We start from the raw sequence: 13,959 nt of genomic DNA, 5'->3' as shown, positions 1-13,959 counted from the left end.
GCGCTCATGACAGAGACGATCAAGCACGGTGACGTGGGGGAGGTGCGGGAGCGCCGCGGGTTCTCCTCGCTGCAGAAGTCGCTCTTCGGAGTCCTGGCCTTCTTCTTCGCGATCCACCCGGTGTTCTGGTACCTCGAAACCCGTGCGGGCGTCCCTCAGCCCGTCGCCTCGACGATCATGGTGGTGGTCGTCGTCGGGTGCTTCGCGACCGCGCTGGCGCTGCCCTGGCTGCGTATCGGGGACCGCCGGAATTGGACGCGGGGCGACCGCCTCGGCGCGATGGTGATCGTGTGGGTCTTCATCGCCCTCATCCCGCGCTTCATCTGGGAACTCCCCTGGCTGCTGTTCTTCGACCAGATCGTCGAGGGCGTCGAGAACGGGGCGCTCTGGACCTACATGTGGGCGCCCATCCTGCTCGGCGGCGACGCCCGCTACCTGACCGGTGACCCGCTGATCGTCTGCATGGAATGGATCGCGCTGTTCGTCGGCATCTTCGAGGCCTACGCGCTGTTCCATTTCTTCCGTAACGGCAGACGCTTCACCAGCAACCAATTGTCGCTGATCATGGCCGGCATGATCGTCGAGGTCACCTTGCCCGCCGTCTACTTCGGCACCGAGATCGCGAACAACCTCGAGAGCATGTCGTCGCCAGTGGAGATGTGGGTCAAGTTCGTCCTCATCAACGTCCTCTGGTGCACGATGCCGCTACTCACCTACTTCTGGGGCGTACGCAGACTCGTCAGTAACGATCTCGTCGTGAAGTTCTAACCGCCACGTAGGTATACGCCAGGGTTGACAGTTCGTCTGCCACCTGACAATGTTTGTCAGGTGGCAGACAAACTGGGTTCGGGGCCCCACGACACGATCGGTGCGTGGACCAAACGGTGCTACCTCGCGGCGCGTGCCGCCATGGAGGACGCGCTGCGGCCCTACGGCCTCGGGGCAACCCAGTGGTACGTGCTGTATCAGTTGGTGAACGCCGGGCCCACCCGGCAGCGCGACCTGCAGCGCATCCTGCAGGTCGAACGCGCGACGCTCAGCGCGGTCGTCATCACCCTGGTGAAGAAAGACCTGGTCGAGCAGATCCCCGACGGTCGTGATCAGCGACAGAAGCTGTTGCGTATCACCGAGACCGGGGAAGCGCTGTGGAGTGACCTGCCCGACCTGGCCCGAATCCATTCCGTGGCCTTCGACGGCCTCGATGCCGATGACATCGACGTCGCGATACGGGTGCTGCGCACCGCGACCGAGCGGCTCGAAAAACATCTGGGAAAGGACTTGTCATGAAGATCCTGGTGACCGGTGCGACCGGCTTGGTGGGTTCCCGCCTGCTTCCGCGCCTTGTCGAGGACGGCCACGACTGCCGCACCCTGGTGCGACGACGAGGGGCTGCGTCCGGTGACGTGACAGAGGTGGTCGGGGACCTCTCCGATGCCGAGTCGCTCACCCCCGCCGTCAGCGGTGTCGACGCAATCGTCCACCTTGCCGCGGTGTTCCGCACGTCGGACACCGAACTGATCTGGACGACGAACCGCGATGGATCCTGCAGCCTCATCGCCGCGGCGCAGGAGCACGCACCGGATGCGCGGTTCATCATGGCGAGCACCGCGCACGTCTACGGCGCCGAGTGCGCGCGTCCGGGCCGCGAGGACGACGAAGTCGATCCTGGCCACCCGTACCCGGCGAGCAAGCTGGCGGCCGAAAACGCCTTGCGCAGTAGCGGACTGACGTGGACGATCCAGCGGTACGGCTTCGTCTACGGTGACGGCGACGGTCATCTGGACGCGCTGCCGGGTCAAGCCGCCAACGCCGACATGCATCCAGCGCAGCGGATGAGCCTCATCCACCACCGCGACGTCGCGGCCGCGACCCGCCTCGCGCTCACCGGGGCCTTCGACGGGCGGATCGTCAACATCACCGACGAGGCGCCGACGTCGGTCTACGAGCTCGTCGCGATCGCCGGCGGGGATATGGGCTCGTCGGCACGGCCGCTGGAACATCCCTGGCATCTGCAGATGGACGGTGCGCTGGCACGCCGACTCGGTTTCCGGCCCGCCCTGCGCACCGTCTATCACGCCGTCGAACAGCAGGCGATGTGACCGCCTGCCTCGGCGCCGCGGCGCTATCCGCCCAACGCTGAGCCATCCTCGCGCACAACACTTTCCACGCTGTGTCGTAGTTCCTCCAACGCGTGCAGATCATCGTCGGAGTACTCCCGGGCGCGGTCGTCGAGCACGCAGACCGTACCGACGACGGTGCCGTCGGCCCCGTGCACTGCCAGCCCGAGATAGTTGTGGAGACCGAACTCCACCTCGTCCTCGTTGCCGGCGAACGTCTCGTCCTCGCGGGAATCCCGCACGAACAGGGTTTGGTCGGTGTCGACCACCCGCTCGCAGTACAACGGCACCCGACCTTCGTCGTCACCGGCCTTCTTGCCGGCCGCGCCGACGGTGTAGTGCCTCGACGCGTCACCCGCGGTCGCCGCGACCACCATCGAATCCGGCTCGGAGCGCATTACCAGGACCGACTTCACGCCCAGTTTCTCGACCAGAGCGTCGAGGTCTGGGGACAGGCCGGCCAATGCTTGAGTGGTGTCGGTGCGTGGTGGGGTGTGGTTGTCGGTCACCGCGTGATCGTGGCCCGGATCGGTGGATCAAGCAATAGTTGCACTCACGCATTCGGCTCCAGGTATCTCGGCGGCGAGGAATCAGGGTCATCAGCTGCGGCGGATATGGGTATCCGCGGGCATGACCGTCATCGGCTTTCACTGCTCGCACGAGCAGATCGCACCTGCTCAACTACTCAAAAACATCCAACACGCAGAGCGTGCGGGATTCACCGCCGGCATGTCCTCGGACCATTTCAGCCCGTGGAGCGAGCGGCAGGGGGAGTCGGGGTTCGCGTGGGCGTTCCTCGGCGCCGCACTTGCCACGACCAGCCTGCCGTTCGGTGTCGTCAACGCACCCGGCCAGCGCTATCACCCGGCCATCATCGGCCAGGCGATCGCCACGCTCGCGCAGATGTTCCCCGGCAGATTCTGGGCGGCGCTCGGCTCCGGCGAGGCGTCCAATGAGCGCATCACCGGAGAGGCGTGGCCGCGCAAGGAGGTCCGCGACGCCCGTCTTCTCGAGTGCGTCGACATCATCCGTCGCCTGCTGCGCGGCGAGGAGGTCAGCCACGAAGGTCTGGTGGAGGTGAACCGCGCCCGACTGTGGACGCTGCCGGAAACCACTCCCGATCTGGTCGGGCCGGCGGTGACCCCGCAGACGGCGGCCCGGCACGCCGCGTGGGCCGACGGGTTGATCACGGTCAATCAACCGGCCGAGACGCTGCGCCGGGTGCTCGACGCCTATCGTGACGCCGGGGGGAGGGGCCCTGCCCGGCTCCAGATTCACCTGAGTTGGGCACCCAGCGACGACGAGGCCACGGCCATCGCGTACGACCAGTGGCGAAACAACGTCTTCGATCCGCCCGTCTCGTGGGACATCGAGACCGTCGAAGCGTTCGACGTGATCGGCGGCGCGGTCTCGAAGGAGAAGGTCAGCGGCGCGGTGCGCATCTCGGCCGACCTCGGGCGCCACGCGCAGTGGTTGTCCGAATACGTCGCGCAGGGTTGGGACGAGTTGTATCTGCATTTCGTCGGCCAGGAGCAGGCCGGGTTCATCGACGCCTTCGGCGAACACGTGCTGCCGCAACTGTCTCCCACCGCTCCGGCCCCCAGTGGAGCGCTCGCATGAGGAAGATCGAGACCGGCGACCTGTGGTGGAAGAACGCGGTGTTCTACTGCGCCGACATCGAAACGTTCTACGACTGGAACGGAGACGGCAACGGGGACATCCGGGGCATGACGGAACGCATCGAGTACCTGTTCGACCTGGGTGTCACCTGCCTGTGGCTGATGCCGTTCTATCCGACGTCCCGCAAGGACGACGGCTACGACATCACCGACTTCTTCGGCGTCGATCCGCGCCTCGGCAACCTGGGAGACTTCGTCGAACTGGTGCGCACCGCCCGATCAAAGGGCATCCGCGTGATCATCGACTTCGTCATGAACCACACCTCCGATGCCCACCCCTGGTTCAAATCCGCACGGCGCAGCAAGGACGCCCCCTACCGGGACTACTACGTGTGGAGTGCCACCGAACCCGAGTCGAGCCCGGCCGACGTCGTCTTCCCCGACCAGGAGGACAGCCTCTGGGAGCGTGAACCCAAGACCGGTGAATGGTATCTGCACCATTTCTACAAACATCAGCCTGACCTGAACATCGCCAATCCCCGCGTGCAGGAGGAGATCTCACGCACACTCGGGTTCTGGCTACAGCTCGGGGTGTCGGGCTTCCGTGTCGATGCGGTCCCGTTCCTATTCGCCCGCGACGGCGCACCCGGCGACCCGGGTGTGTTCGACCCGTACGAATACCTCGGCGATGTGCGCAATTTCGTCAACCGGCGCGTCGGCGACGCGGTACTTCTCGGGGAGGTGAACGTGCCCTACGCCGACCAGAAGACGTTCTTCGGCGGTCCGGACGGTGACGGCCTCAACATGCAATTCGACTTCATCGGGATGCAGAACATGTACCTGTCGCTGGCTCGTGGTGACGCCGGTCCGATCGCCGAGGCCCTGCGTCAGCGCCCGTCGCTCGACGAGACCAGCCAGTGGGCCAACTTCGTACGCAACCACGACGAGCTCACCCTCGACAAGCTCGACGAATCCGAGCGGCAGGAGATCTTCGACGAGTTCGGACCCGATCCGGACATGCAGCTCTACGGCCGCGGCCTGCGCCGGCGCCTGCCCTCGATGCTCGGTGGCGACGAGCGCAGGATGCGGATGGTGTACTCGCTGGCGTTCTCGCTTCCGGGCACCCCGGTGCTGTTCTACGGCGAGGAGATCGGTATGGCCGAGAACCTGGACATCCCGGGACGTTTCGCTGTCCGAGTGCCGATGCAGTGGACTCGTGACGACAACGGCGGGTTCTCCCGTGCCCCCTCGCGCAAGCTCGGCCGTCCGCTCACCGACGGTCTGTACGGCCCGCAGCAGGTGAACGTCGCCGACCAACGCCACGACCACCAGTCGTTCTGGTGGTTCGTCCGCGACCTGATCTACACCTATCGCCAGCAGCCGGAGATCGGCTGGTCGACGGCCGAAGTGCTTGATCAGCCGAACCCGGCGGTGCTCGCGCACTGCTGCCGGGAGAAGACCGGCTGGACGATGGTGGCGTTGCACAACTTAGGGGCCGACCGGTGCATGGTGCCGATCCACCTCGCGGACGCACCGGAGGGGTCGACGCTCGTGGACCTACTGGACGGTCTGTCGGCTCATGAACTCGACCCCAAGGGCCGGATCGAGATCGGCCTGGAAGGTTATGGCTATCGCTGGCTGCGGTTACTGCGCCCAGGCGACGAACCGATCATCTGAAGCCTTTTCACTCCGGTCAGCGAGGAGCCGATCAGGACGCACCTGACCACGCGGACTGGTCCATCGGTGCCGACACGTCCTACCTGCGCGAGCTGGTCTACTACTGGGCGAACGACTTCTCCTGGCCAGCGCAGCATGCGGCGCTTTGCCGCCTGCCCCGGTTCTCCGTGCCGATCGACGGGCACAACATCCACTTCGTCCACGCTCGCGCGGCCGAGGGCACACCGGACCTGCTCCCGCTGATACCGACGCACGGCCGGCCGGACTCGTTCTGGCGATACACCAAAGTTCCGCTGCTGACCGATCCGGGCCGCCACGGGGGGCGATCCCGCCGACGCGTTCGACGTGGTGGTCCCGACCTACCCGGTTTCGGCTCGGAGCGGTGATCGTCCTGCTCATCTGGCTGCGCGTCGGCGGCCGGAGTTCGGTCACGCACCGGTAGCTCAGCGCGACCGGGCCGGCTTCGCTGCGCGCGAGGCCGGCCCAGTCGGGTAGCGGCGTTTACCTCGTCGCGGGCCGTGGTAACCGACGCTTTGTGTGAGCCACGCCACAGTGGAGGTAGGTCGTGTACCAGCAAATTCTCGATCCCGTCGCCGGCTCGCTGGCTTGGAGCGCGGCGGTGGCCGCCGTCCCACTGCTTCTGCTGTTCGTCCTGCTCGGCGCCATGAAGATGACTGCCTGGAAGGCGTCGCTGATCTCGCTGGCCGTCAGTGTCGCGGTGGCCGTCGTCATCTACGGGATGCCCGTCGGCCAGACCGTTTTGGCGGCCACCGAGGGCGCCGCGTTCGGCTTCTTCCCGATCCTGTGGATCGTGATCAACGCCATCTGGGTGTATCAGATGACCGTCGAGACAGGCCATTTCGACGTGCTACGACGGTCGTTCAGTTCGGTCAGCGACGATCAGCGCATCCAGGCCATCATCATTGCGTTCTCGTTCGGCGCCCTGATCGAGGCGCTGGCCGGGTTCGGCACCCCCGTGGCGGTCACCTCGGTGATGCTGATGGCACTGGGCTTCCGGCCGATCAAGGCCGCGGTGCTGGCGTTGGTCGCCAACACCGCTCCGGTGGCGTTCGGCGCGATGGCCACCCCCATCATCACGCTGGGCAAGGTCACCGGGCTGGACGCCGACACCCTCGGCGCGATGGTGGGCCGCCAGACCCCGATCCTCGCGCTGTTGGTCCCGCTGGCACTGGTGGCGATCATCGACGGCCGTCGCGGGATGCGCGCGACCTGGCCGGCGGCGCTGGTCTGCGGTCTGGTGTTCGCCCTCGCGCAGTACGCCACGTCCAACTTCCTGTCGGTTCCGCTCGCCGATGTGGTGGCCTCGCTGCTGTCGGCGGCCGCGGTGGTCGCGCTGGTACGGGTGTGGCGCCCCGCCAACACCTACACCGAGCTCGCCGAACCCGAAGCCGTCGCCGTGCGCGCCGGACCGGCCGAGGCCGGCGGCAGTGAGGTCCGCCGCGGGGGACCGCGTTCCGCGGACGGTCCGCGAGACGCTCATGTGCAGGACTCCCGTGCCGACGTCGTCAAGGCGTACGCCCCGTACGGGATCATCATCGCCGTCTTCGTCCTGTGCCAGATTCCTGCGGTCAAGAGCCTGCTCGACACCGCCACCGTCGCCGGAAACTGGCCGGGGCTCAACGTCGTCGACGCCAACGGTGATCCGTCGACCCTGACCAAATTCACGCTGAACCTGTTGACCACCCCCGGAACCCAGATGCTCGTCGCGGGACTGATCACGATGATCGCGCTGCGCCTGTCGGTGACCCGCGCGGTCAAGGCCTACGGGGTGACGCTGCACCAACTGCGCTGGGCGATCGTCACCGTGATGACCGTGCTGGCGCTGGCCTTCGTGATGAACCTGTCCGGTCAGACGATCACCCTGGGCACGTTCATGGCGGCCGCAGGCGGGTTCTTCGCCTTGCTGTCACCGATCCTGGGTTGGCTCGGCGTCGCGGTCACCGGGTCGGACACGTCGGCGAACTCGTTGTTCGGCGCGCTGCAGGTCACCGCCGCGAACCAGGCCGGACTGTCCGAGGTGCTGATGGCTGCGTCGAACAGTTCCGGCGGGGTGCTCGGCAAGATGATCTCGCCGCAGAACCTGGCCATCGCCGCCGCCGCCGTGGGCCTCGATGGCAAGGAGGGCGACATCTTCCGCCGGGTGGTGCTGTGGAGTCTCGGGTTCCTCGTGCTGCTGTGTGCGCTGTCGGCCCTGCAGGCCTCACCCGTGCTGTCGTGGATGGTGCCCGCATGAGCACCCCCGAGGTCATGGGCGCGCTGGACGATCTGGTCGCCGAACTGCCCGACGGCACCGTCGTCACCGATCCCGACATCGTGGCCTCCTACCGGCAGGACCGGGCGGCCGACCCGCGGGCCGGCACCGCCGCGGCCGTCGTGCGGCCCACCCGCACCGAGGAGGTGCAGGCCGTGCTGCGCTGGGCCTCCGCACACAAGATCGCGGTGGTGCCCCGAGGCATGGGCACGGGATTGTCGGGCGGCGCAACGGCGTTGGACGGCGCCATCGTGTTGTCGACGGAGAAGATGCGCGACATCACCGTCGACCCGATCACCCGCACCGCGGTGGTACAGCCTGGCCTGCTCAATTCCGAGGTCAAGAAAGCCGTCGCCGAATACGGGCTGTGGTACCCGCCCGACCCGTCGTCGTATGAGATCTGCAGCATCGGTGGCAATGTCGCCACCAACGCGGGCGGACTGTGCTGCGTGAAGTACGGCGTGACCACCGACTACGTGCTCGGCCTGCAGGTGGTGCTGGCCGACGGCACCGCGGTGCGGATCGGTGGACCCCGGCTCAAGGACGTCGCGGGGCTGTCGCTGACGAAACTGTTCGTCGGCAGCGAGGGCACGCTCGGGGTCATCACCGAGGTGACGTTGCGGCTGCTGCCACCGCAGCCGCCGCCGTGCACCGTGGTGGCGACGTTCGATTCGGTGCAGGCCGCCGCAGATGCAGTCGTGACCATCACCGGCAAGATCCGGCCGTCGATGCTGGAGTTCATGGATTCCGTGGCGATCAATGCCGTCGAGGACAAACTGAAGATGGGGCTGGATCGCACCACCGCCGCGATGATGGTCGCCGCCTCCGACGATCGCGGCGCCGCAGGTGCCGAGGATGCGGCCTTCATGGCCCAGGTGTTCACCGAAGCCGGTGCGGGGGAGGTGTTCTCGACCAAGGACCCGGTCGAGGGCGAAGCCTTTGTCGCGGCCCGGCGGTTCGCGATCCCCGCGGTCGAGGCCAAGGGCTCCCTACTGCTCGAGGACGTCGGCGTGCCGGTTCCCCGACTCGCCGACCTGTGCGCGGGCATCGAGAAGATCGCCGCCAACCGCGACGTGCTGATCTCGGTGATCGCGCATGCCGGCGACGGCAACACCCACCCATTGATCGTGTTCGATCCGGCCGACGCCGCGATGGCCGAGCGGGCCGACAAGGCGTTCGGCGAGATCATGGAGCTCGCTGTCAGCCTCGGCGGCACGATCACCGGTGAGCACGGCGTCGGCCGGCTGAAGCGGCCGTGGCTGGGCAGCCAGATCGGGCCGGAGGCAATGGAACTCAACCGCCGGATCAAGCAGGCGCTGGACCCCGGCGCGATCCTCAACCCGGGGGCGGCGTTCTGACCGACCGCTACGCGGCGCGCGGAGGAAGCACGACAGTGTCACCCGCGACGTCGATGGCGACCTTGCCGTGCAGGGCGTATGAGCGCCTGTTCTCCAGGATGTCGTGGGCCTCGCCGATACGGGCGAGGGGAAGGGTCGCGCCGATGACCGGTTTCACGAGACCGCGTTCGACCAGTGTGGTGAGTGCGTCGAGCTTTCCGCGGTTCTGACGGGTGAAGACGAAGTGGTAGGCGGCGTTCTTACCCCATGCCTCGATGAGGTTCTGCGGTTGGGCGATGTCGACGATGCTGACGACGCGGCCGCCGTCGGCGAGCGCGAGCGGGCTTCGGGTGAGTGTGTCACCGCCGATGGTGTCGAGGACGACATCGACTCCGTTGCCCTTCGTCAGCTCGGCCACGGCATCGACGTAGTCCGTCGACGTGAAGTCGATAGCCGCGTCCGCGCCGAGAGAGCGCACGAACTCGTGGTCGGCGCCCTTCGCGGTGGTGATCACCCGCGCGCCGATGGCTGCTGCGACCTGGATGGCGATGGTGCCGACACCACCGGCGCCGCCGTGGACCAGGACGGTCTCCCCGACGGTGAGCTGGGCGCGGGTCACCAGGGATTCCCAGACGGTTCCGCCGACGAGGGTCAGGCTCGCCGCTTCGAGGTGGGTGACGTTGCGCGGCTTGCGGCCGACGAGGTCGACGTCGGTGACGTGCTGCTCGGCGTAGGAGCCGGGGCCGCCGAAGATCTGGGGTGTGTAGTAGACCGCGTCGCCGGCGCGGAACTCGTGGACGTCGGAGCCGACTTCCTCGACGACGCCGGAGACGTCGTGCCCGGTGATCGTGGGGAGCGGCACGAGATCCGGGTAGTCGCCGCGGCGGATCTGGTAGTCGAGTGGGTTGACCGCGGTCGCATGGACGCGGACCCGGACCTGGCGGGGTTCGACCCGGGGTACGGCGACGTCGCGCAGCTCGAAGGCATCCGATCCGCCGAAACGTTCGAGCACAACAGCTTTCATCGATTCGGTCATGTCGGTCTTCCTCCTTGTGGTTATGGGGTGCGTAACACTGCGGGATGGGCGTTTCTTCCCCGCGTGCCGTGCACACGGCCCACGCACTCCGTCACGGACGAGACTGCCGGGCTTTCCAGCGCTCAGGGTCGTCCTCCAGAGCAGCGCGGTCCCAGTTGCCGAGGACTGCCGCCGCTTCGTACGTGCCCTGCAGGAACTCGGTCAGCGCCCGGTCGGGATCGGCTGCTTGCCGCACCGCTTCGTACGGCAGCAGGAACTGGCGGTATTCCTGACTGTAGAACGCCTCCGCTGGTCCGACCGGGTAGTCGGCAAAGCCCTCGGGTGCCGGGTAGGCGTAGGCATAGAAGGCGCCCTCGTCACCGCCACCGGGCCAGAACCCGCAGCTGCTCAGCTCACGGGAATACCCTTCCACCATCACCCAGTCCCCGACATTGGGCGAGCCACCGGGGTGGGTCGGCGCGGTCCGGCCGGAGAACCTGGTACACGCCAAATCCATTGCTCCCCAGAAAAAGTGCACCGGGCTGACCTTGCCGACGAATCGTGACCGGAATTGGCCGATGACCCGGTTCGCCTGCAGCAGTTGCCGCCAGAACAGGTTTGCGGCGGCGGGATCGTAGGAGGCGCGCTCGACGTCCTCGGCGAACGGTATCGCCGGCTCGACCTCGTTGGGCCGCGACTGGATCTCCGTGTGGAGACCCAACTCGTCGAGCGCCGCCATGACCCTGGAGTAGAAGTCTGCGACGGAATGTGCCTTGAGCTGGATGGATCGGCTTTCGCCGCTGCTACTTCGGATCCGCAGCTCGTGATCGATGAAGTCGAACTCGATGTCGAAGGTCCTACCGCCGTGCGGCACCGCCGATGTGGTCAGGCCGCGCGGCGTCACGTACAAGGTGACCTGCCACCAGTGGTTCACCAGCGGGGCGTTGGCGAGCCGGATCTTGCCGATGATCTGCGTCCACATGTGGAGCGTTTCCCGCGTCGGCGTCCAGTCGTCGACACGGAGACTGGGCCAGCTGTCGAGGCGCGTGGGTTCTGCCATGGTGGTCGTTCCTCCTTCAGCCGACGGCCCACAACGCGAGGCTGAGCGCGAATGCGCTGAGGCCCAGTGTGGTTTCCAGAACCGTCCACGTTTTGAGCGTCGTCTTGACGTCCATCCCGAAGAACCGGCTGACCAACCAGAAGCCCGAGTCGTTCACGTGCGAGAGCACGGTGGCGCCCGCCGCGATGGCCATCACCAACGCCACGAGTTGCACGCTGCTCAGGCCGGCCGCCGCAACCGCGGCACTGAGCAGACCCGCCGTCGTGGTCAGCGCGACGGTCGCCGAACCCTGCGCGACGCGCAGCAGTGTGGAGATGAGGAACGCCTGCAGGATCAGTGACATCCCGAGATTCGACAGCGAACCGCTCAGAGCGTCGCCGATACCGCTGAGGCGCAACACACCTCCGAACATTCCACCGGCGCCGGTGATCAGGATGATCGCGCAGATCGGGCCGAGGGCTTTGTCGAGGATTTCGGTGACGTCGGCCATCGAGTGATTCCGGAGGCCCAGCACCAGCGTCGCGACGATCACCGTGATCAGCAGCGCGATCGAGGTGTTGCCGAGCATCTTGAGATATTCCGCCCAGGTGGCGCCCTTCTCGATCACACCGGCAGTCATCAGTGTGTTGATCACGGTGTTGAACGAGATCAGCACGAACGGCAGCATCAAGACACCGAGCACGGTCAGGAACGACGGCGCCGACCGAGTCTCCGTGCGCAGGTTGCCTTGCGCGCCGGTGCCACCGTCACTCGCGGCGTCATCGCGGCCACCGTTCATCTCACCGAATATCGACACCGGAATGTCGACGTACACCCGTCGCCCGATCACCTGGGACACCAGGAAGGCGCCGACGTACCACGCGACGACGGCCACCGGGACGCCGATGATCAAGGTGAGCCCGATGTTCGCGCCGAGCGCTTCGGCGGCGGCCACCGGACCTGGATGCGGCGGCACCAGGGCGTGCATGGCCGCGAACGCGCCGGCGGCAGGGAAGGCGTACAACAGCATTGAGCCGCCGAAGCGACGTGCGACGGTCATGATGATCGGCAGGAAGACGACCAGACCGGCATCGAAGAAGATCGGGAAGCCGAACAGCAGCGCGGCGACGCCGAGGGCGAGGGGCGCTCTCTTCTCGCCGAACCGTCCGATGAGGGTGTCGGCGAGAACCTGGGCCCCACCGGTCACCTCGAGCAGACGCCCGATCATCACGCCGAAACCGACGAGCAGCGCCACTGAGCCAAGCGTATTGGCGAACCCGTAGGACAGTGCGCTGGGGACATCGGCCACCGGGATTCCGGCGGCGAGCGCTGTCAACGCACTGACCAGCACCAGGGCCAGGAACGCGTGCAACTTGACCTTGATGATGAGAAACAGCAGGACGGCGACCGCGGCCGCGGCGATCACCAGCAGCGTGGCGGTTCCGTATGCCGGATCAATTGCCTCCACGGTTGCTCCCGTTCACTGAAAGGCCGCTGGTCGCATCTGACCACATGGCGGGTGCCGAGCTCATCGGTTCTCCTGTTCGGTGGTGGGGGTTTTCCTTGCGGTGACATAGGTTTCGATGATCGCGTCGATGTCGCGATCGACCTCGATGGCGAAACCGCGCTCGTCGGCCTCGAGGGGTTCGAGCGTTTCGAATTGCGATGCGAGCAGCGACGCGGGCATGAAGTGTCCGGGTCTGCTGGCCTGGCGCCGGCCGATGACGTCGGGGGAGCCCACCAGGTGCAGGAATTCGACCTCGGCACAATGCCGGCGCATCTGGTCGCGGTAGGTGCGTTTGAGGGCGGAGCAGCCCATCACACCGCCGTCGCGGTGACGTGCGAGCCATTCCCCGATCGCTTCGAGCCACGGGTACCGGTCGTCGTCGTCGAGAGCATGGCCGGCCGTCATCTTCGCGATGTTCGCCGGTGGGTGGAAGTCGTCGGCGTCCGCGAACGGGACCCGTAGACGCTGCGCCAGCGCGGCCCCGACTGTCGACTTGCCGGAGCCGGATACGCCCATGACGACGATGGGTGAGGTCATCCGCTAGCACCTATCTCTGTGTGTGACATCACATAGCTTGGACGAATAGGCATACTATTGCAAGACCTGAGCTGAAAAACGTATTAGGTAATTCGCAAGAGGGCGATCTGGCATGATTTATCCATGTCCGATCGGCTACCGGCGAGCGCTCTCCATGGGAGCCTGCTGACTGCGCTGGGGTCGGCCATCGTCTCTGCCCGGTACTCGCCCGGGCAGGTGATCACTCTCGAAGGGGTGAGCGCCGATCACGGCGTGTCCCGCAGTGTCGCCCGCGAGGCGATCCGCGTGCTCGAATCCATGGGCATGGTCGAGTCCCGCCGTCGTGTCGGCATCACCGTTCTGCCCGCGGAGAAGTGGAACGTGTTCGACCCGAGAATCATCCGATGGCGATTGGACGCCGGCGACCGGGCCGCGCAGCTCGTGTCTCTGTCGGAGTTGCGACGGGGATTCGAGCCGGCGGCAGCGGCGTTGGCCGCTCGGCGGGCGACACCGCACCAGTGCCGGGTCATGGCGGCGGCGGTGTCTGACATGATGGTGCACGGGCGGTCCGGTGATCTCGACGCGTACCTTCTGGCGGACAAGCTCTTTCACCAAACTCTGTTGGAGGCCAGTGGGAACGAGATGTTCCGGGGGCTCAACAGCGTGGTCGCCGAATTGCTCGCCGGCCGAACACATCACGGCTTGATGCCTGAGCGCCCGGAGATCGCGGCGATAGCCCTGCACGACGAGGTGGCACGTGCGATCAGGATGGGCGAGGAGGACCAAGCCGAGGCGGCGATGCGCGCGATCATCGACGAGGCGGCAGCGGCCTCGGTTTCGCCCGGCGGCGGCTGACTCCC

The 13,959-nt window shown here is 66.6% G+C and carries 14 protein-coding genes; 9 read left to right on the top strand and 5 right to left on the bottom strand.

Going from position 1 to position 13,959, the window contains the following annotated elements; translation table 11 throughout:
- The first annotated feature begins 6 nt into the window (after positions 1-6).
- Genes BST38_RS07330 through BST38_RS07320 form a run of 3 tightly spaced genes read left to right on the top strand, consistent with a single transcriptional unit; the run spans position 7 to position 2,099 of the window.
- The gene (locus BST38_RS07330) at positions 7-768 is read left to right on the top strand and encodes a hypothetical protein (RefSeq protein WP_083142601.1); all 762 of its coding nucleotides are present in this window, start codon (positions 7-9) and stop codon (positions 766-768) included.
- 60 nt (positions 769-828) lie between these two features.
- Positions 829-1,287 carry a MarR family winged helix-turn-helix transcriptional regulator gene (locus BST38_RS07325; RefSeq protein WP_237160694.1) on the top strand — a complete coding sequence of 153 codons (459 nt, stop codon included), beginning with the start codon at positions 829-831 and terminating at the stop codon, positions 1,285-1,287.
- Positions 1,284-2,099 carry an NAD-dependent epimerase/dehydratase family protein gene (locus BST38_RS07320; protein ID WP_083142600.1) on the top strand — a complete coding sequence of 272 codons (816 nt, stop codon included), beginning with the start codon at positions 1,284-1,286 and terminating at the stop codon, positions 2,097-2,099. Before BST38_RS07325 ends, BST38_RS07320 begins: the two co-directional genes overlap by 4 nt.
- A gap of 23 nt (positions 2,100-2,122) precedes the next feature.
- Here BST38_RS07320 and BST38_RS07315 read toward each other — a convergent pair whose 3' ends face one another.
- A complete protein-coding gene (locus BST38_RS07315) occupies positions 2,123-2,626 on the bottom strand; it encodes a GAF domain-containing protein (protein WP_083142599.1) in 504 nt (167 codons plus the stop codon).
- Positions 2,627-2,747: 121 nt separating this feature from the next.
- On the opposite strand from BST38_RS07315, the gene BST38_RS07310 reads away from it, so the two are divergent.
- From BST38_RS07310 to BST38_RS07290, 5 genes are all read left to right on the top strand, one after another.
- Positions 2,748-3,737 carry a TIGR03885 family FMN-dependent LLM class oxidoreductase gene (locus BST38_RS07310; protein WP_083142598.1) on the top strand — a complete coding sequence of 330 codons (990 nt, stop codon included), beginning with the start codon at positions 2,748-2,750 and terminating at the stop codon, positions 3,735-3,737.
- On the top strand, positions 3,734-5,413 hold the full coding sequence (locus tag BST38_RS07305; RefSeq protein ID WP_083142597.1) for an alpha-amylase family protein: 1,680 nt from the start codon (positions 3,734-3,736) through the stop codon (positions 5,411-5,413). Before BST38_RS07310 ends, BST38_RS07305 begins: the two co-directional genes overlap by 4 nt.
- On the top strand, positions 5,371-5,799 hold the full coding sequence (locus BST38_RS07300) for an epoxide hydrolase N-terminal domain-containing protein (RefSeq protein WP_336385738.1): 429 nt from the start codon (positions 5,371-5,373) through the stop codon (positions 5,797-5,799). Before BST38_RS07305 ends, BST38_RS07300 begins: the two co-directional genes overlap by 43 nt.
- A 179-nt stretch (positions 5,800-5,978) precedes the next feature.
- Positions 5,979-7,667 carry an L-lactate permease gene (locus tag BST38_RS07295; protein WP_083142596.1) on the top strand — a complete coding sequence of 563 codons (1,689 nt, stop codon included), beginning with the start codon at positions 5,979-5,981 and terminating at the stop codon, positions 7,665-7,667.
- Positions 7,664-9,043: an FAD-binding oxidoreductase gene (locus BST38_RS07290; protein WP_237160693.1), complete on the top strand. Its 1,380-nt coding sequence runs from the start codon at positions 7,664-7,666 to the stop codon at positions 9,041-9,043. Before BST38_RS07295 ends, BST38_RS07290 begins: the two co-directional genes overlap by 4 nt.
- A gap of 7 nt (positions 9,044-9,050) precedes the next feature.
- Here the strand turns inward: BST38_RS07290 and BST38_RS07285 are convergent, their stop codons facing one another.
- The 4 genes from BST38_RS07285 to BST38_RS07270 all read right to left on the bottom strand — a co-directional run bounded on the left by BST38_RS07285 (position 9,051) and on the right by BST38_RS07270 (position 13,120).
- Positions 9,051-10,058, bottom strand: coding sequence for a zinc-dependent alcohol dehydrogenase family protein (locus tag BST38_RS07285; protein ID WP_083142595.1), 1,008 nt, complete (start codon positions 10,056-10,058; stop codon positions 9,051-9,053).
- 91 nt (positions 10,059-10,149) lie between these two features.
- A complete protein-coding gene (locus tag BST38_RS07280; protein ID WP_083142594.1) occupies positions 10,150-11,097 on the bottom strand; it encodes a DUF5996 family protein in 948 nt (315 codons plus the stop codon).
- Between the two features lie 16 nt (positions 11,098-11,113).
- On the bottom strand, positions 11,114-12,544 hold the full coding sequence (locus BST38_RS07275; protein WP_083142593.1) for a GntP family permease: 1,431 nt from the start codon (positions 12,542-12,544) through the stop codon (positions 11,114-11,116).
- A 60-nt stretch (positions 12,545-12,604) separates the two neighbouring features.
- Positions 12,605-13,120, bottom strand: a complete 516-nt coding sequence (locus tag BST38_RS07270; protein WP_083142592.1) for a gluconokinase — start codon at positions 13,118-13,120, stop codon at positions 12,605-12,607.
- 123 nt (positions 13,121-13,243) lie between these two features.
- On the opposite strand from BST38_RS07270, the gene BST38_RS07265 reads away from it, so the two are divergent.
- Positions 13,244-13,954 carry a FadR/GntR family transcriptional regulator gene (locus BST38_RS07265; RefSeq protein ID WP_083142591.1) on the top strand — a complete coding sequence of 237 codons (711 nt, stop codon included), beginning with the start codon at positions 13,244-13,246 and terminating at the stop codon, positions 13,952-13,954.
- The last annotated feature ends 5 nt before the right edge of the window (positions 13,955-13,959 follow it).

It is taken from the genome of Mycolicibacterium parafortuitum (assembly GCF_002086815.1).
GTDB lineage: Bacteria > Actinomycetota > Actinomycetes > Mycobacteriales > Mycobacteriaceae > Mycobacterium > Mycobacterium parafortuitum.
The sequence above is the reverse complement of the archived record's forward strand: the minus strand, read 5'-3'. Positions and strand labels throughout refer to the sequence as shown.